Below are 26,933 nucleotides of genomic sequence, written 5' to 3' on the forward strand. Positions count from 1 at the left end.
CACCTAGGCAGAAGGTGTCCTGGCTGGCGTTGTTTCCGCTGGTCATCGTTGTGGCCATGAGCAAAGTCGTGTTGATCAGTGGAGCTTCCAGCGGTATCGGTGAGGCGACGGCCCGTGTGCTGGCCGCTGCGGGGCATCAGGTGTTTCTCGGGGCGAGGCGGGAGGATCGGCTGGTTGCTTTGGCCGCCGAGATCGGTGGTGCGCACGCGCCGCTGGACGTCACCTCGCGTTCGTCATTCCAGTCCTTTGTGGACGCAGCGGTCGCGCGGTACGGCCGCGTCGACGTGCTGGTGAACAACGCGGGTGTGATGCCGTTGTCCCTCATGGACTCGCTGAAGGTCGACGAGTGGGACCAGATGGTGGACGTGAACATCAAGGGCGTGCTGAACGGCATCGCCGCTGTGCTGCCGCGGTTCAACGGTGGTGGTCACGTCGTGAACGTCGCTTCGGTCGGCGCGCACATGGTCATGCCCACCGCGGCCGTGTACTGCGCGACGAAGTACGCGGTGTGGGCGCTGTCCGAAGGGCTGCGGCAGGAGCGCGACGACCTGCGGGTCACCGTGATCTCGCCCGGCGTCACGGAGTCCGAGCTGGCCGACACCATCACCGAGGACTTCGCTGCCTCGCTGATGGAGGACTTCCGCAAGATCGCGCTGCCGGCGTCGGCGATCGGTGACGCCATCGCGTACGCGATCTCGCAGCCCGCGGAGGTCGACGTGAACGAGATCGTGGTGCGGCCGGTCTCCCAGAGGTAGACACAGCGTCAGGCGCCCGTCGTCGAGCCCGGCCGGAGGATCATCAGCACGGTCACCGTCGCCCACAGCAGGTTGAAGAGGCCCGTGTACACGGCCAACCCCTTGAGGTCCTCGGTCTTGAGCGCCTTCTCTTGGCCGGGCAGGACTTTGAGGGCGAGCAGGAACGCGGCGGCGGTGGTGAGCGCGATCGACACGATCACCCAGGGGTGGCCGGTCACGCCCATCACGCCTGCCGTCGCGAAGCCGAAGACCGGTACCGAGATGCCGATCAGGGCGTAGACGCGGCAGATCCGGTGCAGGAGCTCGGGATTGCCGTTGTCCCTGACGGCCTTCGGGAACATGCTCGCGGCGACGGTGACCGGGCCGATGGCGATGATCGCGGCCAGGACGTGCAGCGAGAGGAACAGCTTGCTCACGCGGCCCTCCACGCGGTGCCGCGCCGTTCGTGGGCGAAGAGGGTCTCGACCTCGAGCGCTTTCTGGGCACTGACCTCGCGTTCCACCAGGTACAGGCCCAAGTCGATGCCGGAGGTCACCCCGGCGGCGGTCACGAGGTCGCCGTCGTCGACGATTCTCGCGCGGATGGTGTTGACGCCCATGGACTCCAGCGCGTGCAGCCCGAGATGGTTGGTGGTGGCGGTGCGGCCGCCGATCAACCCCGCCATCGCCAGCACCAGGGAACCGCCGCACACGGTCGCGACTGTCACGCCGTCCTCGCCGAGTGCCTGCTTCATCGGCTCGGCGACGGTGTTCGCCGCCTTGGCGAGCAGCGCCACGATCTCGTCCTCCGTCCGGCCCGCGGCGCCGGGGACCAGCACGATTCCGGCTCGGTCGGGGGCGAGCGCGGCGGTTGCTCTCAGGGACAGCCGTGCCCCGCTCTCCACCTCGCGCGGACCTTCCGCGGACACCAGTTCGGTGTGAATTCCGCCTGATGCCAACGTTTCGTACGGGCCGATCGCGTCCAACGGGTCGAACCCGTCGAACAACACCACCTGAGCGAGCATCCGCCCCTCCTTCGTCGTTGATCACGACGGTAGGGGCGGCAGGGCGAAACGAGAACTGGCTGGAATGCCATGTTCCAACGGATTCTCGCCAGCTACCGTGAGCGTCATGCACGAGGTGGCGGTACTGGTGATGGACAGCGTCGTCCCGTTCGACTTCGCGGTCGGGGTCGACGGCTTCAGCTGGACCGGGCGATATCGGGTGCGCGTCTGCGGTCCTAAGAGGACGGTGAAGACCGAGCTGTTCGAGCTGAAGGTGCCGCACGGCCTGGAGTTGCTGTCCGAAGTGGACACGATCATGCTGCCCGGTCACGATCCGAACCTGGTCGTCCCGAAGCAGGTCATCGAGGCGCTGCGTCAGGCCGCCGCGAGAGGAACGAGGATCGCGTCGATCTGCACGGGCGCGTTCGTGTTCGCCGCGACCGGTCTGCTGGACGGGCTGCGGGTGACGACGCACTGGCTGGGGGCCGAGGAGCTGCAGGCGCGGCATCCGGAGATCGAGGTCGACCCGGACGTGCTCTACGTGGACAACGGGCAGTTCCTGACGTCCGCGGGTGCCGCGGCCGGGCTGGACCTGTGCCTGCACATGATCCGGCGCGATCACGGTTCGGCGGTGGCGGCGGACGCGGCGCGGCTGGCCGTGATGCCGCTGGAGAGGGAAGGCGGGCAGGCGCAGTTCATCGTGACCCCGCCCGCGACGCCTCAGGGGGCGGAGCTGGAGCCGGTGCTGCGGTGGATGGAGGCCAACGCGGCGCGCGACCTGACGCTGGTCGAGATCGCCGGCCGGGCGGGGATGAGCACGCGGACGTTGAACCGGCGGTTTCGCGAGCAGACCGGCACGACGCCGTTGCAGTGGCTGCACCGGGCACGGATCAGACAGGCGCAGCACCTGCTGGAGACCGGCAAGGACTCGGTGGAGCTGATCGCGAGCAAGGTCGGGTTCGGGTCGGCCACGGCGTTCCGCGACAGGTTCAAGCGGATCGCCGGCACCTCACCGCAGCACTACCGCGCGGCTTTTCAAGGCCAGAACTAGGGCTGAGCGTGCTCGTGCAGCAGCAGGAGCGTGTAGGCGGCGATCGACTGCGCGTCGGTGATCTCGCCCTTCGCGATCATCGCCTCGAAGGCGGCGCGCGGGAACCACGCCGAGCGCATGTCCTGCTCCTCGTGCTCGCGCTCGTGGAAGCCCTCGGCCAGCTCGGTGGCGAGGAACACCCGGCCGCGCTGCGACGACATGCCCGGCGCGGCGTCGATCACGCCCAGTTCGGTCATCTTGCCCGCCTGCAGGCCGGTCTCCTCGCGGAGTTCGCGGACGGCGAGCGCGAACGGGTCGGCGGAAGCGCGGTCCGGAGCCGTGCCCTGAGGGAACTCCCAGCGCCGCATCCCGATCGGGTACCGGAACTGCTCGACGAGCCGCACGCGTTCGCCGTCGAGCGGGATGATCAGCGCGAAGTCCGGCTTGTCGATGACGCCGAAGATGCCGGTAGTGCCGTCCGCGCGCCGGATCTCGTCCTCGCGAACGGTCATCCACGCGTTTGCGTACACCTCACGGGTGCCGAGGCTCTCCACGCCACGGACCGTACCTAACGTCTTGTTTCTGGACACACCCCGTAGCCTGTCGCGGTGCGTCTCGTCATCGCTCGCTGCCAGGTCGACTACGTAGGCCGACTCACCGCCCATCTGCCGATGGCTCAGCGACTGCTGCTGATCAAGGCCGACGGTTCGGTGTCGATCCACTCCGACGACCGTGCCTTCAAGCCGTTGAACTGGATGAGCCCGCCCTGCTGGCTGATCGAGGACCCGGACATCTGGACGGTGCAGAACAAGGCGGGGGAGAAGCTGATCATCACCCTCGAAGAGGTCATGCACGACTCCAAGCACGAGCTCGGCCCGGAACCCGGCCTGCAGAAGGACGGCGTCGAGGCCGACCTGCAGAAGCTCCTCGCCGAGCACGTCACGACGCTGGGCGAGGGCTGGACCCTGGTGCGCCGCGAGTTCCCGACCGCCATCGGCCCGGTGGACCTGATGTGCCGCGACGGGTCAGGTGTCTCGGTCGCCGTGGAGATCAAGCGCCGCGGCGAGATCGACGGCGTGGAGCAGCTCACCCGGTACCTGGAGCTGCTGAACCGCGACCCGCTGCTCGCGCCGGTGCAGGGTGTGTTCGCGGCGCAGCAGATCAAGCCGCAGGCTCGGGTGCTGGCCGAGGACCGCGGGATCCGGTGTGTGGTGCTGGACTACGACGCGTTGCGCGGCATCGAGCCGGACGAGTTCCGCCTGTTCTGACAGGCCACCATGAGCGTGTAGTCCCACGAATCGAGCCGGCTGTGGTCGAGTTCCCGCAGCCGCTCGATCGCGAGCCACACGGCGCCCGCGTCGGCCATCGCGCCGACCTCGTCCCGGACGGCCTGTGGGAGCGCTTCCCAGTCCGGTCGCGCCTGGCAGATGTCGCAGACCTCGGCGTTGTCGCCAGGGCCGATCACCGCCCCGCGGCACAGCGGGCACGATTAGATCGTCTGCGCGGCCACCGGGTCAGTCTCGGGTGCCGGATGTCCGCTCGCACCTGGTTTTCGCGCCCTCGATCAGCAACATCAGGCCGTGCTCGAAGTCGGCGTCACGGTCCTCCATGCGCAGCACGACGGCGGCTTCCTTGAGCAACGGCACGTCGTCGAGGTCGGGGTAAAGCGGCTCGTGGGCGTTCTGCAGCCACGCCTGTTCCTCGGTCACCCACCCCATGAGGTAGCGCTCGACCGCGAGCAGCAGCCGCAACGCGTCGAGCGGTGTGAAGCCCTCGTCGCAGAGCGCGCGCACCTGTGACTCGATCGCCGGCAGTTCGGCAGCCGTCGGCACCGTGCCGTGGTGTACGCGCGCGCCATCGCGATAAGCCAGCAACGCCTTGCGTTTGGCGCGCGCGTCGGCGGCCAGCCACACGGTCCAGTCGTCGCTCGGCCGGCGGTCCGGGGGCAGGGCCTCGGCCTGCATCGCCTCGGCCATCAGGTCGAGCAGCTCGCGCTTGTTCTTGAAGTGCCAGTACAGCGCGGGCGACTGCACGCCCAGCTCGGCGGCCAGCCTGCGGGTGCTCAGGCCGTCGATGCCCACCTCGTTGAGCAGCTTCAACGCCGTGCGGACGACCTCGTCCTTCTGCATCGGGCACCTTCCGCGAAAAACCTGTTGGCACCTGTCACCTTATCGCCGCTAAGTTCTCCTTATCACTGATAAGGAGAACTGACGTGGACCTACGTCCGTTGCGGCAGCGGGACTTCCGGCTCGTCTGGTGGTCCGGAGCGGTCACCATGCTGGGCAGCGTCTTCACCATGACCGCCGTGCCGTTGCAGATCGCGGCGATCACCGGGTCGCCGCTCGCGGTCGGCGCCGTGGGGATGGTCGAGCTGGTGCCGGCGATCTGCTTCGGGCTCTACGGCGGCGTGCTCGCGGACCGGTTCGACCGGCGGACCATCGCGCTCGGCACGGAGATCGCGCTGGCGGCGGTCGTGGCGTTGCTGCTGATCAAACCCGGCAGTCTGGTCCTGCTGTTCGGGTCGGTGGCCGCGGTCGCCGCGATCTACGGGCTGCAACAGCCCGCGTTGGAGGCGATGATCCCGCGCTTGGTGCCGCGTGATCAGCTCGTCGCGGCGGGCGGGTTGCTCGGACTGAGGTGGGGAGTAGGCGGCATCTTCGCGCCGGCGGCGGCCGGGATCGTGATCGCCACGGCCGGGGCGCGCACGGCGTTCGCGTTCGACCTCGTCACGTTCGCGGTGTCGGTGGTGTTGCTGGCGCGCGTCCGGTCCGTGCCGACCGCCGCCGACGCGGAGTGGCCGAGGTTCGCCGACGGTGCGCGGTACGTCGCGGGCAGGCCGGACCTGATCGGCACCTACCTGGTCGACCTCGCGGCCACCGTGCTGGCGTTGCCGACCGCGCTGTTCCCGTTCCTGGCGGCGGAGAAGCCCTGGGCTGTCGGGTTTCTCTACTCGGCGTCGGCGCTGGGTGTGCTCATCGCCGCCACGACCGGCGGCTGGACCAGCCGCGTGACCAAGCACGGACGACTCGTGCTCGCAGCAGCCGCGCTCGTGGGCGTCGCGATGATCGGAGTGGCACTGAGCGAGAACATCTGGCTGGTGGTGGCGTTCCTCGCGCTGGCCGGGGCGGCGAACTGGCTCGGCGACACGTTCCGCGGCGCCATCTGGAACAGCACGATCCCCGACGAGTTGCGGGGAAGGCTCGCGGGCATCGAGATGCTCGTGGGATCGGTGGGCCCGGCACTCGGCGATCTCCGTGCGGGTGTGATGGGCGCGCGGTTCGGCATCAGCAAGACGGTGGCCATCGGCGGTGTGGCGTGCCTGTCGTCAACGGCCGTGCTCAGTGCTGTGTTGCCGTCCCTTTGGCGCTACGAGGCGCAACTTCAGTGAGCGCCCCAAGTCAGGTCGTGGTTTCGTGATCAAGCCGATTGGGTAACAAGGCGCGCACCTGGAGTAGTGTCCTCTCCTGGGCGTTGATGTTCGACTTTGTGGAAGTCTGGGAGGTGGGCGGTGTCGGTGTTGGCCGGGGCGGACCTGCGGCTTGATGCGGGACCGATCGACTACGCGTTGCTCGTCATCTACTTCGCGGTGGTGCTCGGCATCGGCGTGATGGCACGACGATCCGTCTCTTCCAGTCTCGACTTCCTGCTGTCCGGGCGATCACTGCCGGCCTGGGTCACCGGACTCGCGTTCATCTCCGCGAACCTCGGCGCGCTCGAGCTCATGGGCATGACGGCCAACGGCGCGCAGTACGGCATGGCGACCGTGCACTACTACTGGATCGGCGCCATCCCCGCGATGGTGTTCCTCGGTCTCGTGATGATGCCGTTCTACTACGGCTCCAAAGTGCGCAGCGTTCCCGAGTTCATGCGCCGGCGGTTCGGCAAGCCGGCTCACCTCGTCAACGCCATCAGCTTCGCGGTCGCGCAGATCCTGATCGCGGGCATCAACCTGTTCGCGCTCGCGGTGATCATCGACGCGCTGCTCGGGTGGCCGCTGCCGGTGTCGATCGTCGTCGCGGCACTGGTGGTGCTCGCGTACACGACGCTCGGTGGCCTGAGTGCCGCCATCTACAACGAGGTTCTGCAGTTCTTCGTCATCGTGGCCGCGCTCGCGCCGCTCACGATCGTCGGCCTGATCAAGGTCGGCGGGTGGCAGGGCCTGGTGCAGAAGGTGACGGACCAGGAGCAGCTCAGCGCGTGGCCCGCGACCGAGTTGACCGGCATCGAGAACCCGGTCTGGAGCGTCGTCGGGTTGGTGTTCGGACTCGGCTTCGTGCTGTCGTTCGGTTACTGGACGACGAACTTCGCCGAGGTGCAGCGCGCGATGAGCGCCAAGTCGATGTCGGCGGCCAAGCGCACGCCGATCATCGGTTCGTACCCGAAGGCGCTCATCCCGGCGATCATCGTCATTCCCGGCATCATCGCCGCGGTGATCGTGCCGGAGATGGCGCAGCTCAAGGCGGGTGACACGAGCAGTGGCGTGGTCTACAACAACGTGCTGCCACTGCTGATGCGCGACCTTCTGCCCAACGGCATCCTCGGCATCGCGATCACCGGTCTGCTGGCCAGCTTCATGGCCGGTGTCGCGGCGAACGTCAGCTCGTTCAACACGGTCTTCACGTACGACCTGTGGCAGGACTACATCAAGAAGGACCGGCCGGACGAGTACTACCTGCGCGTCGGGCGGCTGGCCACGGTCGCGGCGTGTGTGCTCGCGATCGGCACGGCGTTCATCGCGGCGGCGCTCGGCGGGTCCAACATCATGGACTACATCCAGGCGCTGTTCTCGTTCTTCAACGCACCGCTGTTCGCGACGTTCATCGTCGGCATGTTCTGGAAGCGCATGACTCCCACCGCCGGATGGGTGGGTCTGCTCGCGGGCACGCTCACCGCGATGTTCATCTACGCGATCTCGGAGCCGTCGTTCGGCATCAAGTGGCTGGACCTGCCCGGCCAGGGCGCGAGCTTCCTCGGTGCGGGCCTGGCGTTCGCGGTGGACGTCGTCGTTTCGGTCGCGGTCAGCCTCGTCACGCGGCCGAAGCCGGACAGCGAGCTCGTCGGGCTGGTCTACAGCCTGACGCCCAAGGAAGACCGCTCGCACTCCACCACCGGTGAGGACGCGGGCTGGTACCGCTCGCCCGCCCTGCTCGGCGGCGGAGTGCTGGCGCTGACGACCGTTCTCTACATCATCTTCGGCTGAGGGAGGCCGTCATGAGGTTGTTCGACCTGCGATTGATCATCGCTTTCCTCTTCGGCCTGTACGGCGTTGTACTGGTCGTCATGGGCGTCGGGTTCACGTCCGACGCGGACCTGAAGAAGGCCGAAGGGGTCAACATCAACCTGTGGGCCGGCATCGCCATGGTGGTGCTGTCGGCGGTGTTCGCCGCGTGGGCGACGCTGCGGCCCCAGTTCGCGGACAAGAGCAAGCCGCTCAAGGAAATGTGAACTCAGGACTGTGCCTATGACTGGGGACGACCTGGGTAAACAGGGTTGAAGGCCTCGATCGTCCACGCGTCGAGCCAGTTGAATGCGCGGCGAATTCGGTTAACCACGTCTCTCCTTCTCTAGGGGTCTTCACCAAGTACATCGCGTTGATCTTCTGAATCGTTCCCGTAGCGCTGGGTGACATGTGCCACGGGGGAAGTCGGGGTACCGCCCACGAACGCCTGTGAAGGTCGCTACCGTGCACGTCGTGCTCCGTTTTCGTGCCACGGCCGTGGTCGCCGCCGCCGCTCTGCTGATGGCCGGCTGCGCGACCGGTCCCGGTCTCGCCAAGACCCACTCGCCGCGCCGCACCGTGCAGGCGGGAGCCGACGCGAGCTCGACCGACCCGTCGACCAAGCCGTCCGCGTCCGCGCAGCCGAACAAGCCGGTCGACCCGGCGTTCGCGGCGGAACGGTTGCGGCTGGTCAACCCGTGCGCGTTGATCGACAAGGACGTGCTGCAGACGGTCGGCACGCCGTCGAAGTACACGAGCGGCAACTACACGCGCTGCTCGAACTACATGAAGGACAAGGCCGGCAAGACGCTCAACATCAGCTTGGACGTCGGCTACACGTTGACGTCCACGGATCTGAAGAACGCGAACAAGCAGCTCGCCGGTCTCAAGAGCAGCGAGCAGAAGCTGACCACGTCGTGCTTCGTCACCGCCGTCACGCAGGAGAACCCCGGTCAGGCTCTGCGGATCCAGGCGAACACCGGCAGCGGCAACGAGGCGGTGGCCGACGTGTGCGAGCCTGGGCGCAAGGTGCTCGAGGGTGCCATCCGCAAGGCCAGGGGCAACCCGCAGAAGTACACCCCGCTCAAGGGTTCGCCGGTCGAGGTCGACCCGTGCACGATCGTGGACAGGGCGACGCAGGCGCCGGTGGTCGGTGCCTCGCCGCGTTCCCTGGCGTTCGGCCTGCACCAGTGCTCGTGGTCCGGGCAGGGCGCGTCGATGCAGCTCGAGTTCAAGACGGCGCGCATCCCGAAGGACGGCAAGTTCGACCGGGACTCCGCCGAGGTCGACCTCGGTGGCGTGAAGGGCTACCAGGTGCTCAAGGACGGGCCGTTCCCGACCTGTGAGCTGATCGTCGTCCGCACCAAGGACTCGAGCGATGCCGGCGAGATCGCGGAGTTCCAGGTGGGCGCGACGAAGGACAAGGCGATGGACCGCTGCCAGGCGGCGCAGGCGTTCGCCAAGGCGGTGCTCCCCGGCCTGCCCAGCGCCTGACGGGGCCAGGCGGGGGCTGAAAGTTCTTCAAGTACGGGTTAGTGTCGAGGTTACTGGCGAGTACCCGGGAGGGCCCCAATGACGCAGACCGCTTCGGACAGCGTGCTGTCAGCCGATGGCGAGCAGCGGCGGTTCGCTTCACTGGACCCGCGCACAGGCGAGGTCGTCGCGCATCACCCGATCCACACGGCGGCCGAGGTCGAGGACGCGGTGTCCTCGGCGCGCGAGGCCTCCGCGTGGTGGGCCGGCCTCGGTTTCGAGGGGCGCAAGACCAAGCTCGACGCGTGGCGCAGGGTGCTGTCGAAACGTGCCGACGAGTTCGTCGCGTTGATCAGCGCGGAGACCGGCAAGCCCGCCGACGACTCCCGCGTCGAGATCGCCCTGGTGCTGGACCACCTGCACTGGGCGGCGCGTCACGCGGGCCGGGTGCTGGGCAGGCGCAAGGTCTTCCAGGGCATGCTGATGTTCAACCACAGCGCGACGGTCGAGTACCTGCCGTTGGGCGTCGTCGGTGTCATCGGGCCGTGGAACTACCCCGCGCACACGCCGATGGGTTCGATCTCCTACGCGCTGGCCGCCGGCAACGCCGTGGTGTTCAAGCCCTCCGAGTTCACGCCCGGCGTGGGCACGTTCCTCGCGTCGACGTTCTCCGAGGCCGTGCCGGAGTACCCGGTGTTGCAGGTCGTCACGGGCCTGGGTGAGACAGGCTCCGCGTTGTGCAGTTCCGGTGTCGACAAGATCGCCTTCACGGGCTCCACGCGGACCGGCAAGAAGGTCATGGCCGCGTGTGCCGCGACGCTCACGCCGGTGCTGGTCGAATGCGGTGGCAAGGACGCGCTGATCGTCGACTCCGACGCCGACCTGGTGGCCGCCGCCGAGGCCGCTGTGTGGGGCGCGGTGTCGAACGCCGGTCAGACGTGCGTGGGCGTTGAGCGCGTGTACGTGGCCGAGGACGTGGCCGACAGGTTCATCGAGCTCGCGGTGAAGCGGGTGCGCAAGCTCAAGCCGGGCGGCGAGCCGACCGCGGACCTCGGGCCGATCACGATGCCGTCGCAGGTGGAGGTCATCCGCGAGCACGTGCAGGACGCGCTGGACCGCGGCGCCAAGGCGCTCGTCGGTGGGCCGGAGTCGATCAGGCCGCCGTACGTCGAGCCGGTCGTGCTGACGGACGTGCCGGAGGACTCGCTCGCGATCACCGAGGAGACCTTCGGGCCGACCGTGGTGATCAACCGCGTGCCGAACGCGCTGGAAGGTGTGCGGCTGGCGAACCAGTCGAAGTACGGGCTGGGTGCCGCCGTGTTCTCGAAGGCGCGGGGCGAGGAGCTGGCGCGGGAGCTGCGGGTCGGCATGGTGTCGATCAACGCGGTGCTGGCCAGCGCGGCGATTCCCGGGATTCCGTTCGGCGGTGTGGGCGACTCCGGGTTCGGGCGCATCCACGGCGACGACGGGCTGCGTGAGTTCACGTTCTCCAGGGCGGTGACGAAGCGGCGGTCGAAGGCGCTCGTCGAGATGGCGACGTTCGACCGGTCGTCGCTGGCGGGCAAGCGGGCGCTGCGGCTCGCGCGGATGCTCTTCGGTCGCTGAACGAGCACCCGCGCGGCTGGGGTCAGGCGCCGAGCTGGGTCTTGAGGTCGTCGAGGACGACGTTCGCGGCGAGCACGCCGAGGCCGAGGAAGTAGGTCTCGTCGAGCACCGGCTTGGCCTTGCCCGCCTTCACGGCGTTCAGGCCGCTCCACAGCGGGCCGCCGAGGACGCCTGCCTGCGCGGTCTTGGCCGGGTCGCCGTAGGTGGAGTAGACGATGAAGTCGCCGTCGGCCTTGCCGATCTGCTCCGCGCTGACCTCGGCGGCCAGGTCGTCCACCTGGGACGGGGTCGGCTGGCCGATCTTGGCGTCGATCAGGATCGTGCCGATGAAGGACTTCTTGGCGTACAGCCGGATCTTGCCCGGCATGAAGCGCAGAGCCGTGACGGTCGGGCGCACGCCGAGCTTCTTCTCGATGGCGTTGCCGGTCTCGGTGGCCTTGTTGGTGTAGTCCTCGAGCATCTTCGCGGCGTCGGCCTGACGGTCGAGCGCGGCGGCGTTGAGGAGGAAGTTCTCCTTCCACACGTAGCCGGGGCGCACGGAGAAGACGGTCGGGGCGATCGCGGACAGCTTCGGGTAGAGCGACTCGGCGCGCAGCTGGCTGCCGAGGATCAGGTCCGGGTTGAGCTTGGTGATCGCTTCGAGGTTCAGGTTGTTGGTCGTGCCGACGTTCTCCGGCTTGCCGCCCTTGTCGCCGATGTAGGACGGCATGGTCGGCGAGCCGTCGGTGTAGGCGATGCCGACGGGCTTGATGCCGAGGGCGACGACGTTGTCGAGCTCGCCGGTGTCGAGCACGATCACCCGTTCGGGCTTCTTCTCCAGCTTGGTCTCGCCCATCGCGTGCTTGATGGTGCGGGGGAACACGCCCGGCTTCTCCTTGGTGCCGAAGCCGTTGCTCAGTTCGTACGCCTTGCCGAAGTCCTCGCCGCCCTGGGCGACGGTGGGCTTGTCCGGCGCGCTCGAGCACGCCGTCAGGGTCAGGGCGACTGCGACGAGCAGAGCTGCTCTCTTCGACACGACGTTGTTCCTCCGCTACTTGCAGTGATGTTGACCTGCATTTCTTAGGGCAGGCTAACGGTACCGGGGTCCTTTGCCCGTTCCGAGTGTCAGACCCCCGGAGTAAGAAGGAACACGGTCACCGCCGATCGGGAGGGCTCTTCGATGAAGAAGATCATCAATGATCCGGAAACCGTGGTTCAGGACGCGCTGCGGGGCATGCAGGCCGCCCATCCCGATCTGCTGTCCGTGCACCACGACCCCGCTGTCGTGGTGCGCAAGGACGCCCCGGTGCAGGGCAAGGTCGCGATCATCTCCGGCGGCGGGTCCGGGCACGAACCGCTGCACGGCGGGTTCGTCGGGCGGGGGATGCTCGACGCGGCCTGTCCCGGCGCGGTCTTCACCTCGCCGACGCCGGACCAGGTCGCTTCGGCGGTGTCGCTCTGCGATGGTGGCGCCGGCGCGTTGCTGATCGTGAAGAACTACACCGGCGACGTCATGAACTTCGAGATGGCCGGCGAGCTGGCCGAGTCCGAGGTGCGCTCGGTGGTGATCGACGACGACGTGGCCGTGCAGGACTCGCTGTACACCGCCGGGCGCCGCGGGGTCGGCGGCACGGTCCTGCTGGAGAAGATCGTGGGCGCGGCGGCCGAACGCGGAGACTCGCTGGACGCCTGTGTCGCCCTGTCCGAGCGGGTGATCGCGTCGGTGCGGTCGATGGGTCTCGCGTTGACCGCGTGCACGGTGCCGCACGTGGGCACGCCGTCGTTCGAGCTGGCCGACGACGAGATCGAGATCGGCATCGGCATCCACGGCGAGCCCGGCCGCGCGCGCAGGCCGGTCGGGTCGGCGTCCGAGATGGTGTCGGCGCTGCTCGACCCGATCCTGGAGGACCTGCCGTTCGCGGCCGGGGATCGGGTGCTGCTGTTCACGAACTCGATGGGCGGGACTCCGTTGATCGAGCTGTACTTGGCGCACGGGATCGCGGAGCAGTTGCTGGCTGATCGGGGGATCACGGTGGAACGCAGGCTCGTCGGGCCGTACATCACCAGCCTGGAGATGCAGGGCATGAGTCTCTCGTTGCTGAAGCTGGACGACGAGATGGTGTCGCTGTGGGACGCGCCGGTGCACACCCCCGCGCTGCGGTGGGGGGTCTGAGGTGGGGTGCACGGCATCCGACGTGGTGACCGCGTTGCGCGCAGCCGCTCTCGTCGTCCAGGAGCACCGCGACGAGCTCGTGCGCCTGGATCAGGCGATCGGCGACGGGGACCACGGCGAGAACATGCGGCGCGGCTTCACCGCGGTCCTGGCCCGTCTGGACAGCGACGAGCCGGCCTCTCCCGGCAAGGTGCTGAAGCTGGTGGCCACCACGTTGATCTCCACGGTGGGTGGGGCGGCTGGGCCGTTGTACGGCACGGCTTTCCTGCGAGCGTCGGCCGCGGTCGGGGATCTTGAGGAGCTCGACTGCGAGGCGGTTGCCCGTGCCCTGCAGGCCGCGCTCGACGGGGTGGTGGCGCGGGGCAAGGCCGTGGTCGGGGACAAGACGATGGTCGATGCGTTGACGCCTGCTGTGGCCGCTGCTGCTTCGGTGGACGGGTCGGTGGCTGCTGTGTTGTCCGCTGCGGCTGATGCGGCTGCTGAAGGGGCCGAGTCGACGGTGCCGATGGTGGCGCGGAAGGGGCGGGCGTCCTATCTGGGGGAGCGGAGTGCCGGGCATCTGGATCCTGGGGCTCGCTCCACCGCGCTGTTGTTGCGGGCGTTCGCTGATGCGGCGGCCAAGGCATGAGCGGGCGGGTCGGGCTGGTGATCGTTTCGCACAGCGACATGCTGGCGAACGGGGTTGCCGAGCTGTCCGGGCAGATGGCGCCGGACGTTTCTGTGCTGCCTGTTGGGGGGACGGAGGAGGGCGGGCTCGGGACTGACTACGGGTCGGTGGTCGAAGCCCTGGCTGATGCGGATTCTGGCGCTGGCGTTGTGGTGCTCTACGACTTGGGCAGCGCGAAGATGACTGCCGAGATGGCGGTGGAGTCTGCGGATGATCCGTCTCGGTACACGGTTGTGGATGCGCCACTGGTCGAAGGTGCCGTTGCCGCGGCCGTTGCGGCTCAGGGCGGGGCGTCTCAGGCCGATGTCGCTGCTGCTGCTGAGGGGGCGTCCGGTGACACGCCGGTTGCCACCCCGTCTCGCCCCAACCTGCATTTGGTGCAGGAGGCCGTGTCTGCGGAGGTGTTGTTGACCAACGAGGTCGGGCTGCATGCTCGGCCGGCGGCTTTGTTGGCTCGGACTGTTGCGGAGCTGGATGCCGATGTTGTTGTTCGGTACGGGGACGAGGAGGCTTCCGCGGCGAGTGTGCTGGCGTTGATGGGGCTCAGTGCGCCCGGGGGGAAGTCGATCACTGTGGTGGCTACTGGGAAGGATGCCGGGGAGGCGGTTCGTCGTATCGAGGAGTTGGCGGAGAGGGGGTTTGACGACTAGCCGGTTGATTCCAGGGGCGCCTCGTGGACCAGCCAGACCGGGCACGGTTGTTTACCGAGAGCGCCCTCCTGCTACGGCTCTCCCTGCTTGGGCGCCGTTGGTGGGCGAGTTCCCTGCCGCGCTCTCGCCGTCTTCTCCTTTGCGGGGCCCCGGATGGCTCAACTCCTGGTTCCTCCACCTGGGTTGAGCTGGTGCGATGCTGGTTCTAGGCGTTTGCTAGACCGATAACTGTTTCGATCCTGATGGCGAAGCTCACGGCGCCGGGGCGTGCTGGGAGTGGCATAGTCGCCCGCAAGTTACTCCTTGGTAGCCCACGATTCACCTCGCAGGGAGGTCTGCAGTGGCGCGCGAAATCAACACCGTCGGTGTCGTCGGCTTCGGAACCATGGGCGCGGGGATCGTGGAGGTACTCGCGCGCACCGGGCTTTCGGTGAAGGTGGTGGAGGTCGACGCGGCCGGCGTTGAGCGGGGGCTTGGGCACCTCGAGCACTCGACGTTGCGGGCCGTTAAGCGCGAGAAGCTCACTGAGGACGAGAAGAGCGCCCTTCAGGGGCGCGTTTCCACGTCGCTTGAGTTGAGCAGCCTCTCGGACTGCGATCTGGTCATCGAAGCGGTGCCGGAGAGCGTCGAGCTCAAGACTCGGATCTTCAAGGCGCTTGATGAGGTGCTGAAGCCTGAGGCGATCATCGCGTCGAACACCTCGTCGCTGTCGATCACTGAGATCGGGGTGGTGACCAGGCGGCCCGGGAAGGTCGTCGGGTTGCACTTCTTCAACCCCACGCAGGTGTTGAAGCTGGTTGAGGTGGTGCGCACGGTCGTCACGGAGCCGGACGTGATCACGGACGTGGTGGCGTTCACCGAGCGGCTGGGCAAGTCGCCGGTCGTGATCGGGGATCGGGCTGGGTTCATCGCGAACGCGTTGCTGTTCCCGTATCTCAACCACGCGGTGAAGATGCTGGAGTCCAAGTACGCGACGCGTGAGGACCTGGACGCCGCCATGCGTTACGGCTGTGGTTACCCCATGGGTCCGTTGGCGTTGCTGGACCTCATCGGTCTCGACACCGCGTACGAAATCCTCGACACGATGTACCACCAGTCGCGCAACCGGTTGCACGCCCCGGCGCCGCTGCTCAAGCAGATGATCACGGCTGGGCTGCTCGGCAGGAAGACCGGGCGCGGCTTCTACACCTACGACGGGCCGGACTCGCCGGTCATCGTCAAGGACGCGCAGACACCGTCCGAAGTGGACGCCACCACCCAGACCCGTGAGATCCAACGGGTCGGTGTCATCGGCACGGGCACGATGGCTACGGGCATCGCGGAGGTGTTCGCGAAGCGCGGGTACGACGTCGTGTTGCGTGCTCGCAGCCTGGACAAGGCCGAGACGGCGATCGGTCTGGTGCGGAAGTCGTTGGACCGCGCGGTGTCCAAGGGCAAGCTGGCGGAGGCCGACCGCGACGCCACGCTGGCGCGGATCGCGCCTGCCGTCGAGTTCGTGGAGTTGGCGGACTGCGATCTGGTGGTCGAGGCGGTTGCCGAGGAGATCGGGATCAAGAAGGAGGTGTTCGCGGCGCTCGACGAGGCTTGCAAGCCCGGGGCGGTGCTCGCGACCACCACTTCGTCGTTGCCCGTTATCGAGATCGCGGCGGCCACGAGCAGGCCTGAGGATGTTGTCGGCCTGCACTTCTTCAACCCCGCGCAGATCATGAAGCTGGTCGAGGTCGTCGAGACGATCTCCACGCGGGCGGACGTGGTGGCGACGGCGCGGAAGATCTGTCTGGATCTGGGCAAGCATCCGGTGCACTGCGGTGACGTGGCCGGGTTCATCGTCAACGCGCTGCTCTTCCCGTACCTCAACGACGCGGTGAAGATGCTGGAGGCCCATTACGCGGAGGCCGACGACATCGACAACGCGATGAAGGTCGGTTGTGGGCTGCCGATGGGGCCGTTCGCGCTGCTGGACGTGGTGGGGCTGGACGTGTCGCTGGCGATTCAGCGGACGCTCTACAACGAGTTCCGGGAGCCCGGGTTCGCGCCGGCGCCGTTGTTGGAGCACCTGGTCACGGCTGGGCGTCTTGGGCGGAAAACCGGCAAGGGATTCCGCGACTACTCGTGAGCCGCTAACAGGAGCACCATGTGTCGTCTGGCATGGTGGTGGCCATGCGGCGAATGGTGCTCCTGTTGGCTGTCCTCGTGCTCGTTTCCGGCTGTGCCCGGACGACCGTCGGGGGCAGTCCTGTCGCGCAGGCGCCGCTCGATGCGGGGTCGCCGTTCGACCAGGAGGGTTCCACCGACCCGAGTTCGTCGGAGGACCCGTCGAGCGCGCCGATCGACGGCGAGGTGCAAGGGGTCTGCGCGAAGCTCAAGTGGACGGACCTGCCGTATCCCGGAGCCAAGGCCGAGACGCCGCCCACGCAGATCAACTACGACTCGACGTTCGACCAGTCGTGCCGGTGGACGACGAAGATCGACAACGTTGAGGTCGGGGTGTCGCTGCGGTTCCGGGAGGGACGGCAGATCACGATCGAGCGGACCACCGGCGACTGGGACGTGAAGGGGCACAAGGTCACGTACCTCGACCGCACCGGCGAGCAGGACGTCGAGCCTTCGTGTGTGCTCGTGGTGCCGTATGCCGGTGGTGGGCTCGGAATCATCATCATCGACTCGTCCGGCAAGTTCGGGACCGTGTGCGACCAGGGCCGCAAGGTCGCCGAAGTGATGATCGACCGCGAGACGTCCTGACCGGTCACGTTCCGGGCGGCTGTCTCGTCAGATGGTCATGAGACTTCTGGCTACGACCGTCGCCCTGCAGACCGCGTTGATCTTCGTGCAGTCGATCACGGCTGGGCTGAGGATGACGCTCCCGGACGGCCACGTTTTCCACAGTGCGGGCTCGTACACGTTGTGGGTCGTGACGGTGGCGCACGTCGTCGTCGCTCTGCTCACGCGGCGTGCGCAGGCCGTTTGGTACGCGCTCGGTTTCCTGGCGCTGATGACCGCTCAGGTGTTCCTCGGGCTGTTGCACCTCGCGGCGCTGCACGTGCCGCTGGCCGCCGCGTTGCTCGTGGCGAGCCTGCTCTACCTGCTCAAGATCCGCAGCAGCCGCCACCGCAGCAGCCGCCCTGCTGTTGCTGCTGGGTCCCGCTGATTCCGGCCATCGACAGCAGCTTCACCGTGTCGGGGTGGCCGTCGGGGCAGTGGGCGGGAGCGGACGACTCGCTCATCGGGCGCTGCAGCTCGAAGGTGTCGTCGCAGGTTCGGCAGCGGAACTCGTAGGTCGGCACGGGCTCATTCTAGGAGCGGTTACCGTGTTGTCGTGCCTCGTCGTAACGCGCCCAAGAACGAAGACCCACGGCCCCTCGGTGGCGGCGTCGGCTGGGCGCGCGCGGAGTCGGGGCCGGACGGTGAGTGGCTGGTGCGGGCCATCTCGGGTGCGCAGGCGCAGAAGACCTACCGCTGCCCCGGCTGCGACCACGAGATCCACCCCGGCACGCCGCACGTCGTCGCCTGGCCGGCGCAGGAGACCGGCTCGGTCGAGGAACGTCGTCACTGGCACCAGGGTTGCTGGGACTCCCGTGGTCGCCGCGGCCCTACCGCACGGCGCTGGTGAGCCAGCGCTCCAGTTCGTGTCGGAACTGCTCCGGCTGCTCGACCGGTGGCAGGTGGGCGACGCCGGGCATCTCGACGTAAGTGCTGCGCGGCAACACATCCGCCAGCTGCCTGGTGATCTCCGGCGGCATGAGCGGGTCGAGCTCGCCCGCGAGCACGAGCGCCGGGACGTCCGCTTTGCCGAGCACGTCAGCGGAATCGGGACGCTTCGCCATCGCGCGCTGCCACCACGCCACGTCCTCCGGGCGTTGTTCGAGGATCATGGTCCTGGTCAGCTCGCGCGCTCGCGGTGAGGCGTTCGGGCTGAGCAGGTTCGGCAGCATGGCGTCCACGAGCCACTCGCCGACGCCTTCCCGTTCGACCCGCTCGGCCATCGTCAGCCGGTTCAGCGCCGCTTCCGGAGTGTCCGCCGTGTGCTTGGTGTCCACGAGGACCAGGCCCTGCACGCGTTCCGGCGCGCGCCTGAGCACGGCCATCGCGACGTAGCCGCCCATCGAGCACCCGCCGAGCACCACCTCGTCGCCCACTTGGTCGAGGACTTGCTGCGCGAGCGTGTCGAGGTCCGGTTCGCCGTGCCCGTTGAGGTTCGGCGTCAGCGCGCCCGGCACGTCCCACATCCGCGCGTCGAGCGGAAAGGCGTGCAGCAGCACCAGTTCCATCAGCTCTCCCACTCCGGCGCCAGCACCGACCACACCTCGAGGTCCTGCCGGACCCCGCGGTACTCGAAGTACTTGCGCAGCACTCCGTCCTTGACCATGCCGAGCCGCCGCGCGACCGCGATGCTGGGCGCGTTCGCCGACGACACCCGCCACTCAACCCGATACACCCCGCGCTCGCGAATCGCCCAGTCGATGAGGATCTTCGACGCCCTCGTGATCAGTCCTCTGCCCGTCGCGGTCGGTTCGAGCCAGCACCCGACCTCCGCCAGGCCCTGCGGAATGTCCATCGCCCGGAACAGCACACCGCCGACCAGCTTCTCGTCGAGCCAGATTCCGTAGATGCGCGCGGTGTCCCTGGCCGTGTTGTCGGCGTACTGCTGCAGCAGGGCGCGTGCGCTCTCCAGGTCTTTCGCCTTGTCCGCGAACGCGATGTGCTGCGCGATGAACTCGCGGCCGCGCTCGATGTGCGCGAAGAACTCCTCTGCCTGCCACGGTTCCAACGGGCGCAGCTCAGCGCCGTCGGCCAATGACCTCACGAACATCATTTCCCCCATGATGAGTGGTATGCCGACTCGAATCGTATTCGTGCGCCATGCACAGTCCGTGCGGCCGCAGTTCGGAGTGCCCGACTCCGATGAACGGCCGCTGCGGGCGGACGGGCTGGTGGCGGCATCCGAGTTGGTGCCACGCCTGGTTTCGTTCGCGCCTGTCGCGGTGTTGTCGAGTCCGCAGTTGCGCGCGGTGCAGACGGTCGCGCCGACCGCGCAGGCGCTGGGGCTCCAGGTGATCACCTGGCCGGAGTTGCGGGAGTGGAGGTCAGGGCTGGTGCCGAGCGCCGACTACGTGGCGCAGTACGAGCACAGCTGGGCGAATCCCGGCTCGGCGCACGGGGACGGCGAGAGCCTTGACGAGCTGACCGCGCGGGCGAGCAAGGCGCTGGCGCGCATGGCTGAGGAGTACCCGGATGCGACCGTGCTGGTGGGGTCGCACGGGATGTTCGTGTCGCGCGCGTTGATGGCGACAGGGCATCACGCGGACATGGAGTTCATCCGCGTGATGCCGATGCCGGCGATCTACGAGATCACTTCTTCGCGGGTTGCGGGCGAGTGATCTTGGCAGTGGGGCCGTCGGTCTGCGGCGCCTCAGCGGGCTTGGCCGGTGCGGCCTGCCCAGCGGTGGGCTGTGCCGGAGCCGCCTGAGGCGGGGCAGCGGGAGGCGCGGGCTGCGGAGCAGGTGCGGGCTGTGCGGGTACCGGTGCGGAGCTCTCTGCCGGAGCCGCCGCGGGCTCCTTCTCCTCCTCCACCGGGTCGAGCAGCGGCACGACGTCCTGCAGCGCCGTCCGCACGCCGTGGAGCTGGTGCGAGAGGCGGTTGCGGAGGTTGCGGAGCTGGTCGACGCGCTGGGTGGCGGCGGTGGTGCGGCGGTTGGCTTCCTCGGTGGCCTCGCGGACTCGGCGGTTCGACTCCTCCGTGGCTTCCTGGATGCGCGCGGTGGCCTCGGTGATCGAGTCGTGGCGGCGGCGGTTGGCCTCTTCGGTCGCCTCGCGGACGCGGCGCTCGGCCTCGGCCTTCGACGACGTCTGCTCGGCGGCGATTGCGGCGCGAACGCGAGCGGCTTCCTCGGCGGCTTCGCGGACGCGGCGGTCGGCCTCGGCCTTTGAGGTCGCTTCCTGCTGGGCGAGCGTGGCCATCGCCTCGGAGCGGCGGGCGGCCATCGCGATCTCGAAGTCCTCCTCGACGGTCACGCGGCGCGCCTCGGACTCGTCGGCGATCTTGCGGGCCGCGGACTCGGCCTCCGAGACGATCTTCTCGGCCTCGGCGCGCGCCTTCTCCAGCACGCCCTTGTGCTCGGCCTCCATGGCGGCACGGCGCTCGTCCAGCTCGAGGATCAGCTTCTCGTAGCGCTGGCGGAGCACACCCGCGTCGGCTTCCGCCTTGGCGCGGATGTGCCCGCCTTCTGCTTCGGCACGGGCTTTGATCTCGTTGGCCTCGTCCTGGGCCAGCCGCAGCATGCGCTGGAGGCGCTCGGAGAGCCCCTCCAGCGTCGTCGGCGGCAGTGACAGGCGCTCCACCTGGTTGCGCATCTCGGTGATCTCCGAGCGTGCGGCTTCCAGCTGGCGCGCCAGGTCGGACGTCTGGGACACGGCGGCATCGCGGTCCGCGGCCAGCAGCCGCAGGTCCGAGTCGAGGCGTTCGAGATGATCCTCGACCTGGGCGCGGTCGTAGCCGCGCTTGACGATGTCGAAGCCGGATCCCAGAGGGACGAGGTCACGGTCGTCGGCGAGGGGGCCCATACCCCTCACGCTACCCGTTCGGGTAACCCCAGAAGGTCACACACCCCGGAATCGGTTGATGGCCGTGAGGTGCTTCGCGCGCATCTCGTGATCGAGAACACCCAGACCCTCTTCCGGCGCAAGGCACAGCACGCCGACCTTGCCCTGGTGCGCGTTGCGGTGGACGTCGTGCGCGGCCTGGCCCGTTTCGTCCATTGAGTACACCTTGGACAGAGTCGGGTGGATCTTTCCCTTGGCGATCAACCGGTTCGCCTCCCACGCCTCGCGGTAGTTCGCGAAGTGGGAGGAGAGGATGTGCTTGAGGTTCATCCAGAGGTAGCGGTTGTCGTACTGGTGCATGTACCCGGAGGTCGACGCGCACGTCACGATCTTGCCGCCCTTGCGCGCCACGAACACCGAAGCGCCGAACGTCTCGCGGCCGGGGTGCTCGAACACGATGTCCGGGTCCTCGCCGCCCGTCAGCTCGCGGATCTTCGCGCCGAACCGCTTCCACTCGCGCGGGTCCTGCTCGTGCTCGTTCTTCCAGAACTTGTAGCCCTCGGCGGAACGATCGATGATCAGTTCGGCGCCCATCGAACGGACGATCTCCGCCTTCTCCGGCGAGGAGACGACGCAAACCGGCGTGGCGCCACCGTTCAACGCGAACTGCGTGGCGTACGAACCCAGACCACCGGACGCGCCCCAGATCAGGACCGTGTCGCCCTGCTTCATGTTCGCGCCGTTGGTCGACACGAGCTGCCGGTACGCGGTGGAGTTCACCAGGCCCGGCGACGCGGCCTCTTCCCACGTGAGGTGCTTCGGCATGGGCATGAGCTGGTTCGACTTCACCAGCGCGAGGTCCGCGAGGCCACCGAAGTTCGTCTCGAAGCCCCAGATCCGCTGCTGCGGGTCGAGCATCGTGTCGTTGTGCCCGTCCGGCGCCTCCAGCGGCACGTCCAGACAGTGCGCCACGACGCGGTCGCCCGGCTTCCACGCGGTGACGCCGGGACCGGTGCGCACGACGACGCCGGCCAGGTCGGACCCGACGACGTGGTACGGCAGGTCGTGGCGGCCACCCAGCTTGCGCAGGAAGCCGAACGTGGACACCGGCTCGAAGATCGAGGTCCAGACGGTGTTGTAGTTGATCGCGGAGGCCATGACGGCCACGAGCGCCTCACCCGGACCGAGCTCCGGCGTGGCGACCTCGTCGACGTGCAGCGACTTGCGCGGGTCCTTGTCCCGCGTCTCGAGGCCCGAGAACATGTCGGCCTCGTCCGCGTGCACGGTCACGCCCCGATAGCTCTCCGGAACGTCCAAGGAACCGATCGCGTCCAGCTCATCAGCCAGGATCGCGTCAAGGATCTTCTGCACGGCGGCATTCCTTCCCGAGTAAAGGGATAGTCGCAGGTTGCCGGAGGTTACTCAGGAGTAACCGATTCAGAATCGCGCTTGTGAGGGATTCCACTCAGAAGAGTTGACCGGGCGGCCAACCAAGGAGGAGCATCGAGGGTGTTCCGAGAAGGAGGAGGTGGTGGAGATGACCAAGGCGTGGACCAGGTGGCAGGACTGGGCCGAGGTGGCGATCGGCGTGCTGGTGCTGCTGTCTCCGCTCGCAGTGGACACCTCGAACGCGGCCATGTGGACGATGATCGTGCTCGGCGCGCTCATCGCGATCGACGGACTCGTCGACCTCGCCATGCCCGCGATGATCTACGGGGAGTACGTGCAGATGGTGCTCGGAGCACTGCTGTTCATCTCGCCGTGGGTGATGAGCTACACCGACATGACGGGCGCCTCGTGGGCGTCCTGGATCGGTGGCGTCCTCACCGTTGCCGCGGGGGCACTGGCGATGCCCGCCGCGAATGCCGCACACTCGGCCGCGGCGCAACCGCACTGATCAGTCGAGGAAACCTGTGGGCCCAGGAGCTTCCCGGGCCCACACACCCGTGGAGGAACGCGTGGAGGACTCGGCCAAGGAGCGCATCCTTGCCGCGGCCGAGGAGCTGTTCGCCGACTCCGGCTTCGACGCCACCCCGACCTCGCGCATCGCCGAACGCGCCGGCGTGCCCAAAGGCCTGGTGCACTACTACTTCAACCGCAAGCGCGACCTGCTGGCGGCGCTCGTCGCCCGACTGCCGGACAGCACGGTCGACCACCGCCGGGTCGTAGTGGTGGGAGACATCGCCGAATCGCTCAGAAGGCTGGTCGCGGCCCTTGACGCGCGCTTGAACGCCTCACCGCTGCTGTCGCACCTGCTGTGGCGTGAAGCGGATACGCATTCGGCTGTCCGCGATGCCATGCAGGCGCGTTACGAGAACGTGGCGGCGCAGATCAAACAGGTCATCCTCGCCGCCGGTGGGGCAGCGGTGGCGATCAAGGACGTCGAGGCGGCCGCGGCACTCCTCGCGCTGGCCGTGAGCTACCGGCACTCGGTGGCACGGCACAGCGACGAGGACGATCCGATCGACCGCGAGCTGTCGTTCGTGGCTAGTGCGCTGATGCCGCGGGTTCGACCAGCTCAATGAGCACGCCGCCCGCGTCCTTGGGGTGCACGAAGTTGACGCGGCTGTTCGACGTGCCGCGGCGCGCCTTGTCGTAGAGCAGGCGCAGGCCCTTCTCCCGCAGCACGTCCGCCGCAACGTCCACATCGGACACCCGGTAGGCGAGCTGCTGCAGGCCGGGACCCGAGCGGCCGATGAACTTGGCGATCGTCGAGTCCTCGTTGAGCGGCGCGAGCAGCTGGATCGCGGTGCCGTCGTGGTCGCCGGGCGCGTGCAGCATCGCCTCGCGCACGCCCTGCTCCTCGTTGACCTCTTCGTGCGCGACCTCGAGGCCGAAGTTGTCGCGGTAGAACGCGATGGCCACGTCGAGGTCGGGCACCGCGATGCCCACATGGTCGATCGCGGTCACGAATCGAGCGAGTTCTGCGTTCATAGCGGGGAGGGTATCTACTCGATCGGTGCAGGTGCTCCTGTGCGGGGTCTCACACGATTACCGCCCAGTAGCCACAGGTATGGTGCCTAGTTAACGACCGTTCGCTCTTCCATGGAGGCAGCTGTGTCCGGTTCCGTGATCGTCGCCGGGGCGCGCACCCCGATGGGGCGACTGCTCGGATCGCTCAAGGATTTCTCCGGCGCCCAGCTCGGCGGCGTCGCGATCAAGGCGGCACTGGAACGCGCGGGCGTGGCTCCCGAGCAGGTGCAGTACGTGATCATGGGCCAGGTGCTCACCGCCGGCGCGGGCCAGATTCCGGCCCGCCAGGCCGCGGTGGCCGCCGGCATCCCGATGAGCGTGCCCGCGCTGACCATCAACAAGGTGTGCCTCTCCGGCATCGACGCCATCGCGTTGGCGGACCAGCTGATCCGCGCCGGTGAGTTCGACGTCGTCGTGGCCGGTGGCCAGGAGTCGATGACCCAGGCGCCGCACCTGCTGCCGAAGTCGCGCGCCGGGTTCAAGTACGGCGACGTGACGCTGCAGGACCACATGGCGCACGACGGCCTGTTCTGCGCGTTCGACCAGGTCGCGATGGGCTCGTCGACGGAGAAGTACAACGGCCGCTACGGCGTCACGCGCGAGGAGCAGGACGCGTTCTCCGCGCGTTCGCACCAGCTCGCCGCCAAGGCCATCGGGAACGGCGTCTTCGCGCAGGAGATCGCGCCGGTCGCGATCCCGCAGCGCAAGGGCGACCCGGTCCTGTTCGACACGGACGAGGGTGTGCGTGCCGAGACGACCGCCGAGTCGCTCGGCAAGCTGCGCCCGGCGTTCGCCGCGGACGGCACCATCACCGCGGGTTCCGCGTCGCAGATCTCGGACGGCGCTGCTGCCGTGGTCGTGATGAGCAAGGCCAAGGCCGAGGAACTGGGCCTGGAGTGGATCGCGGAGATCGGCGCCCACGGCGTCGTCGCGGGTCCCGACGCCTCGCTGCACGAGCAGCCGTCCAACGCCATCAAGGCCGCGTGCGCCAAGGAGGGCATCTCGCCCGCCGACCTCGACCTGGTCGAGATCAACGAGGCGTTCGCGGCGGTCGGCATCGTGTCGACCCGTGAGCTCGGAATCTCCGAGGACAAGGTCAACGTCAACGGCGGCGCCATCGCGCTCGGCCACCCGATCGGCATGTCCGGCGCCCGCATCGCCCTGCACCTCGCTCTTGAGCTGCAGCGGCGCGGCGGTGGCGTGGGTGCCGCGGCTCTGTGCGGTGGTGGTGGTCAGGGCGACGCTCTGATCATCCGCGTGCCCTCGAAGGCCTAGGGTCTTCGTTTGTGGCCAAGGCTGTTGACGTAGCAGGACTGGTCGACCGCGCGCGTGACGGCGAACCGCGCGCGGTCGCCAGGCTGATCTCCCTGGTGGAGCAGGGGAGTTCGCAGCTGCCTGAAGTGGCGGCGGCGCTGGCTCCGCACACCGGCAACGCCCAGGTCGTCGGCATCACCGGCGCCCCCGGTGTCGGCAAGTCGACTTCCACCAACGCTCTCGTGCGTGCTTATCGGGAGCAGGGCAAGCGCGTCGCGGTCGTCGCCGTCGACCCGTCCAGCCCGTTCTCCGGCGGCGCGCTGCTCGGTGACCGCGTCCGCATGGGCGACCACGCGACCGATCCAGGCGTCTTCATCCGTTCGATGGCCACGCGTGGGCACTTGGGCGGGCTCTCCTGGGCGACTCCGCAGGCGTTGCGCGTGCTCGACGCGGCCGGGTTCGACGTGATCCTCGTGGAAACGGTCGGCGTCGGTCAGTCCGAGGTGGAGATCGTCGCGCTCGCCGACACGACCCTGGTCCTGCTCGCGCCGGGCATGGGCGACGGCATCCAAGCCGCCAAGGCAGGAATCCTGGAGATCGCGGACGTGTTCGTGGTCAACAAGGCAGACCGCGACGGCGCGGACCAGACCGCCCGCGACCTCAAGTACATGATCTCGCTGGGCCGCCGCGACCGCGAGGGGCCGCTGTGGCGCCCACCGGTGGTGAAAACCGTGGCCGCGCGCATGGAAGGCCTGGACCGCGTGGTCGAGGCGATCGCCGAGCACCAGTCGTGGATGGCGTCGCACGGCGAGCTCTTCGAACGCCGTCTGCGCCGCGCGGGCGCCGAGATCGAGGCGATCGCAGTTGAACGTGTGCGAACGCGATTCGGCCCGGTGGACCAGCTGGCCAAGCGCGTGGTGTCCGGCGAGCTCGATCCGTTCGCCGCGGCGGACCAGTTGATCAGCGGTAACCTGCCGTCATGACCGCTTGGGGAGCGCCTCCGCCCGTCGTCATCGACCTCGGCAAGAGCGCCACCCGCAAAGTCCTGACAGGCGGCTCGGTCGCCGGCATCCTCGGCATCCTCGCTCTGGTCGGCTCTGTTTCCGCTTTCGCTGGTGGGGAGCCGGTCGGCGGGATCATCGCGGGCGTCATCGGCATCGCCTTCACGGGCATCGGCGTGATGGCGGTCGTGAAGTGGAAGACGATCTCCCGGCCGCGCAAGCTGATCATCGAACAGCAGGGCATCCGGCTCGACGACCCGCAGGGCATGCCGTGGGCGGTGGGCTGGCAGGAGCTGGGCGCCATCTCCATCTCCCGGACCCAGGAACGCGCTGTTCAGCTGGCAGACGCCCTGGTCAGGCGCACCCTGGCCCGCGTGGACCTGCACCCGCGCGACCCTCAGCGCTTCCGTCCGGCGCACCCGGCCATGGAACCCCTGTGGGAGTTCCACCGCGTGCAGAACGGCTACCGCTTACCGCTGGGCGACTCGGCCGGCTTCATCGCCCCGATCGACCACGCCCTCCGCACGTTCGCCCCGCACATCTACCGCGGCGTGCTGGACGAGGGCTTCACCGTAGGCCTCCACTGACCGCACGCGGGGCCCTTTCGTGCGGTCCTGCCAGACGAAAGCGCCC

At 68.2% G+C, this 26,933-nt stretch carries 33 protein-coding genes; 21 read left to right on the plus strand and 12 right to left on the minus strand.

Annotated elements, in window-relative coordinates:
* Window positions 1–56 precede the first annotated feature (56 nt).
* Complete coding sequence (locus tag ABZX92_RS00600; RefSeq protein WP_355551781.1) at window positions 57–755, plus strand: SDR family oxidoreductase; 699 nt, start codon at window positions 57–59, stop codon at window positions 753–755.
* An 8-nt stretch (window positions 756–763) separates the two neighbouring features.
* Here ABZX92_RS00600 and ABZX92_RS00605 read toward each other — a convergent pair whose 3' ends face one another.
* On the minus strand, window positions 764–1,171 hold the full coding sequence (locus tag ABZX92_RS00605; RefSeq protein WP_355551784.1) for a hypothetical protein: 408 nt from the start codon (window positions 1,169–1,171) through the stop codon (window positions 764–766).
* Window positions 1,168–1,758, minus strand: coding sequence for a DJ-1/PfpI family protein (locus ABZX92_RS00610; protein ID WP_355551787.1), 591 nt, complete (start codon window positions 1,756–1,758; stop codon window positions 1,168–1,170). The genes ABZX92_RS00605 and ABZX92_RS00610 overlap by 4 nt, the downstream gene beginning before the upstream one ends.
* 106 nt (window positions 1,759–1,864) lie before the next feature.
* Here ABZX92_RS00610 and ABZX92_RS00615 point away from each other — a divergent pair, with 106 nt between their 5' ends.
* Window positions 1,865–2,788 (plus strand): helix-turn-helix domain-containing protein, encoded by a 924-nt coding sequence (locus ABZX92_RS00615; protein ID WP_355551790.1) that lies wholly within the window; start codon window positions 1,865–1,867, stop codon window positions 2,786–2,788.
* On the opposite strand, the gene ABZX92_RS00620 is transcribed toward ABZX92_RS00615, so the two are convergent.
* A complete protein-coding gene (locus tag ABZX92_RS00620) occupies window positions 2,785–3,321 on the minus strand; it encodes an NUDIX hydrolase (protein WP_355551793.1) in 537 nt (178 codons plus the stop codon). The two genes, ABZX92_RS00615 and ABZX92_RS00620, sit on opposite strands and share 4 nt — an antisense overlap.
* Before the next feature lie 54 nt (window positions 3,322–3,375).
* Between ABZX92_RS00620 and nucS the strand changes: the two genes are divergently transcribed.
* Window positions 3,376–4,035 carry an endonuclease NucS gene (nucS, locus tag ABZX92_RS00625; RefSeq protein WP_355551796.1) on the plus strand — a complete coding sequence of 220 codons (660 nt, stop codon included), beginning with the start codon at window positions 3,376–3,378 and terminating at the stop codon, window positions 4,033–4,035.
* On the opposite strand, the gene ABZX92_RS00630 is transcribed toward nucS, so the two are convergent.
* Together ABZX92_RS00630 and ABZX92_RS00635 are read right to left on the minus strand one after the other, a co-directional pair.
* Window positions 3,987–4,232 carry a hypothetical protein gene (locus ABZX92_RS00630; RefSeq protein ID WP_355551798.1) on the minus strand — a complete coding sequence of 82 codons (246 nt, stop codon included), beginning with the start codon at window positions 4,230–4,232 and terminating at the stop codon, window positions 3,987–3,989. The two genes, nucS and ABZX92_RS00630, sit on opposite strands and share 49 nt — an antisense overlap.
* A gap of 49 nt (window positions 4,233–4,281) precedes the next feature.
* Entirely contained in the window at window positions 4,282–4,896 is a 615-nt protein-coding gene (locus ABZX92_RS00635) for a TetR/AcrR family transcriptional regulator C-terminal domain-containing protein (RefSeq protein ID WP_355551801.1), read from the minus strand.
* Window positions 4,897–4,979: 83 nt separating this feature from the next.
* Here ABZX92_RS00635 and ABZX92_RS00640 point away from each other — a divergent pair, with 83 nt between their 5' ends.
* From ABZX92_RS00640 to ABZX92_RS00660, 5 genes are all read left to right on the plus strand, one after another.
* Window positions 4,980–6,155 carry an MFS transporter gene (locus tag ABZX92_RS00640; protein ID WP_355551804.1) on the plus strand — a complete coding sequence of 392 codons (1,176 nt, stop codon included), beginning with the start codon at window positions 4,980–4,982 and terminating at the stop codon, window positions 6,153–6,155.
* 120 nt (window positions 6,156–6,275) lie between these two features.
* Window positions 6,276–7,967: a sodium:solute symporter family protein gene (locus ABZX92_RS00645; RefSeq protein WP_355551807.1), complete on the plus strand. Its 1,692-nt coding sequence runs from the start codon at window positions 6,276–6,278 to the stop codon at window positions 7,965–7,967.
* A gap of 11 nt (window positions 7,968–7,978) precedes the next feature.
* Complete coding sequence (locus ABZX92_RS00650; RefSeq protein ID WP_355551809.1) at window positions 7,979–8,212, plus strand: hypothetical protein; 234 nt, start codon at window positions 7,979–7,981, stop codon at window positions 8,210–8,212.
* Window positions 8,213–8,459: 247 nt separating this feature from the next.
* A complete protein-coding gene (locus ABZX92_RS00655) occupies window positions 8,460–9,479 on the plus strand; it encodes a hypothetical protein (protein ID WP_355551812.1) in 1,020 nt (339 codons plus the stop codon).
* A 78-nt stretch (window positions 9,480–9,557) separates the two neighbouring features.
* On the plus strand, window positions 9,558–11,063 hold the full coding sequence (locus ABZX92_RS00660) for an aldehyde dehydrogenase family protein (protein ID WP_355551815.1): 1,506 nt from the start codon (window positions 9,558–9,560) through the stop codon (window positions 11,061–11,063).
* A 22-nt stretch (window positions 11,064–11,085) separates the two neighbouring features.
* Here the strand turns inward: ABZX92_RS00660 and ABZX92_RS00665 are convergent, their stop codons facing one another.
* Entirely contained in the window at window positions 11,086–12,078 is a 993-nt protein-coding gene (locus ABZX92_RS00665; RefSeq protein WP_355551818.1) for an iron-siderophore ABC transporter substrate-binding protein, read from the minus strand.
* A gap of 144 nt (window positions 12,079–12,222) precedes the next feature.
* Between ABZX92_RS00665 and dhaK the strand changes: the two genes are divergently transcribed.
* From dhaK to ABZX92_RS00695, 6 genes are all read left to right on the plus strand, one after another.
* The gene (gene dhaK / locus ABZX92_RS00670) at window positions 12,223–13,215 is read left to right on the plus strand and encodes a dihydroxyacetone kinase subunit DhaK (protein ID WP_355551821.1); all 993 of its coding nucleotides are present in this window, start codon (window positions 12,223–12,225) and stop codon (window positions 13,213–13,215) included.
* A 1-nt stretch (window position 13,216) separates the two neighbouring features.
* The gene (dhaL, locus tag ABZX92_RS00675; protein WP_355551824.1) at window positions 13,217–13,843 is read left to right on the plus strand and encodes a dihydroxyacetone kinase subunit DhaL; all 627 of its coding nucleotides are present in this window, start codon (window positions 13,217–13,219) and stop codon (window positions 13,841–13,843) included.
* A complete protein-coding gene (gene dhaM, locus ABZX92_RS00680) occupies window positions 13,840–14,532 on the plus strand; it encodes a dihydroxyacetone kinase phosphoryl donor subunit DhaM (protein ID WP_355551827.1) in 693 nt (230 codons plus the stop codon). The genes dhaL and dhaM overlap by 4 nt, the downstream gene beginning before the upstream one ends.
* Window positions 14,533–14,872: 340 nt before the next feature.
* Window positions 14,873–16,648: a 3-hydroxybutyryl-CoA dehydrogenase gene (locus ABZX92_RS00685; RefSeq protein WP_355551830.1), complete on the plus strand. Its 1,776-nt coding sequence runs from the start codon at window positions 14,873–14,875 to the stop codon at window positions 16,646–16,648.
* Window positions 16,649–16,692: 44 nt separating this feature from the next.
* Window positions 16,693–17,274, plus strand: a complete 582-nt coding sequence (locus tag ABZX92_RS00690) for a DUF3558 family protein (RefSeq protein WP_355551833.1) — start codon at window positions 16,693–16,695, stop codon at window positions 17,272–17,274.
* Between the two features lie 37 nt (window positions 17,275–17,311).
* Entirely contained in the window at window positions 17,312–17,680 is a 369-nt protein-coding gene (locus ABZX92_RS00695; RefSeq protein WP_355551836.1) for a hypothetical protein, read from the plus strand.
* Here the strand turns inward: ABZX92_RS00695 and ABZX92_RS00700 are convergent.
* Window positions 17,619–17,816, minus strand: coding sequence for a zinc ribbon domain-containing protein (locus ABZX92_RS00700; RefSeq protein ID WP_355551839.1), 198 nt, complete (start codon window positions 17,814–17,816; stop codon window positions 17,619–17,621). The two genes, ABZX92_RS00695 and ABZX92_RS00700, sit on opposite strands and share 62 nt — an antisense overlap.
* A 32-nt stretch (window positions 17,817–17,848) precedes the next feature.
* Here ABZX92_RS00700 and ABZX92_RS00705 point away from each other — a divergent pair, with 32 nt between their 5' ends.
* Window positions 17,849–18,142, plus strand: a complete 294-nt coding sequence (locus ABZX92_RS00705; protein ID WP_082115413.1) for a hypothetical protein — start codon at window positions 17,849–17,851, stop codon at window positions 18,140–18,142.
* Here ABZX92_RS00705 and ABZX92_RS00710 read toward each other — a convergent pair.
* Both ABZX92_RS00710 and ABZX92_RS00715 read right to left on the minus strand, forming a co-directional pair.
* A complete protein-coding gene (locus ABZX92_RS00710) occupies window positions 18,123–18,800 on the minus strand; it encodes an alpha/beta fold hydrolase (protein WP_355551841.1) in 678 nt (225 codons plus the stop codon). The genes ABZX92_RS00705 and ABZX92_RS00710 overlap by 20 nt on opposite strands.
* On the minus strand, window positions 18,800–19,345 hold the full coding sequence (locus ABZX92_RS00715) for a GNAT family protein (RefSeq protein ID WP_355551844.1): 546 nt from the start codon (window positions 19,343–19,345) through the stop codon (window positions 18,800–18,802). The genes ABZX92_RS00710 and ABZX92_RS00715 overlap by 1 nt, the downstream gene beginning before the upstream one ends.
* A gap of 40 nt (window positions 19,346–19,385) precedes the next feature.
* Between ABZX92_RS00715 and ABZX92_RS00720 the strand changes: the two genes are divergently transcribed.
* Window positions 19,386–19,910, plus strand: coding sequence for a histidine phosphatase family protein (locus ABZX92_RS00720; RefSeq protein WP_355551846.1), 525 nt, complete (start codon window positions 19,386–19,388; stop codon window positions 19,908–19,910).
* Here ABZX92_RS00720 and ABZX92_RS00725 read toward each other — a convergent pair.
* Together ABZX92_RS00725 and ccrA are read right to left on the minus strand one after the other, a co-directional pair.
* Window positions 19,882–21,093, minus strand: coding sequence for a chromosome segregation protein (locus tag ABZX92_RS00725; RefSeq protein WP_355551849.1), 1,212 nt, complete (start codon window positions 21,091–21,093; stop codon window positions 19,882–19,884). The two genes, ABZX92_RS00720 and ABZX92_RS00725, sit on opposite strands and share 29 nt — an antisense overlap.
* Window positions 21,094–21,129: 36 nt before the next feature.
* The gene (gene ccrA, locus ABZX92_RS00730) at window positions 21,130–22,443 is read right to left on the minus strand and encodes a crotonyl-CoA carboxylase/reductase (RefSeq protein WP_355551852.1); all 1,314 of its coding nucleotides are present in this window, start codon (window positions 22,441–22,443) and stop codon (window positions 21,130–21,132) included.
* A 166-nt stretch (window positions 22,444–22,609) separates the two neighbouring features.
* Between ccrA and ABZX92_RS00735 the strand changes: the two genes are divergently transcribed.
* The gene (locus ABZX92_RS00735; protein ID WP_355551855.1) at window positions 22,610–22,969 is read left to right on the plus strand and encodes an SPW repeat protein; all 360 of its coding nucleotides are present in this window, start codon (window positions 22,610–22,612) and stop codon (window positions 22,967–22,969) included.
* Between the two features lie 61 nt (window positions 22,970–23,030).
* Window positions 23,031–23,597 carry a TetR family transcriptional regulator gene (locus ABZX92_RS00740; protein ID WP_355551858.1) on the plus strand — a complete coding sequence of 189 codons (567 nt, stop codon included), beginning with the start codon at window positions 23,031–23,033 and terminating at the stop codon, window positions 23,595–23,597.
* Here the strand turns inward: ABZX92_RS00740 and mce are convergent.
* Window positions 23,560–24,006 (minus strand): methylmalonyl-CoA epimerase, encoded by a 447-nt coding sequence (mce, locus tag ABZX92_RS00745; RefSeq protein ID WP_355551861.1) that lies wholly within the window; start codon window positions 24,004–24,006, stop codon window positions 23,560–23,562. The two genes, ABZX92_RS00740 and mce, sit on opposite strands and share 38 nt — an antisense overlap.
* Before the next feature lie 123 nt (window positions 24,007–24,129).
* Here mce and ABZX92_RS00750 point away from each other — a divergent pair, with 123 nt between their 5' ends.
* The 3 genes from ABZX92_RS00750 to ABZX92_RS00760 are packed head-to-tail and all read left to right on the plus strand — an operon-like array spanning window position 24,130 to window position 26,887.
* Window positions 24,130–25,320 (plus strand): acetyl-CoA C-acetyltransferase, encoded by a 1,191-nt coding sequence (locus ABZX92_RS00750; RefSeq protein WP_355551864.1) that lies wholly within the window; start codon window positions 24,130–24,132, stop codon window positions 25,318–25,320.
* Between the two features lie 11 nt (window positions 25,321–25,331).
* A complete protein-coding gene (meaB, locus tag ABZX92_RS00755; RefSeq protein WP_355551867.1) occupies window positions 25,332–26,282 on the plus strand; it encodes a methylmalonyl Co-A mutase-associated GTPase MeaB in 951 nt (316 codons plus the stop codon).
* Window positions 26,279–26,887: a hypothetical protein gene (locus ABZX92_RS00760; RefSeq protein ID WP_355551870.1), complete on the plus strand. Its 609-nt coding sequence runs from the start codon at window positions 26,279–26,281 to the stop codon at window positions 26,885–26,887. Before meaB ends, ABZX92_RS00760 begins: the two co-directional genes overlap by 4 nt.
* The last annotated feature ends 46 nt before the right edge of the window (window positions 26,888–26,933 follow it).

It is taken from the genome of Lentzea sp. NPDC006480, assembly GCF_040611995.1.
Classification (GTDB): domain Bacteria; phylum Actinomycetota; class Actinomycetes; order Mycobacteriales; family Pseudonocardiaceae; genus Lentzea.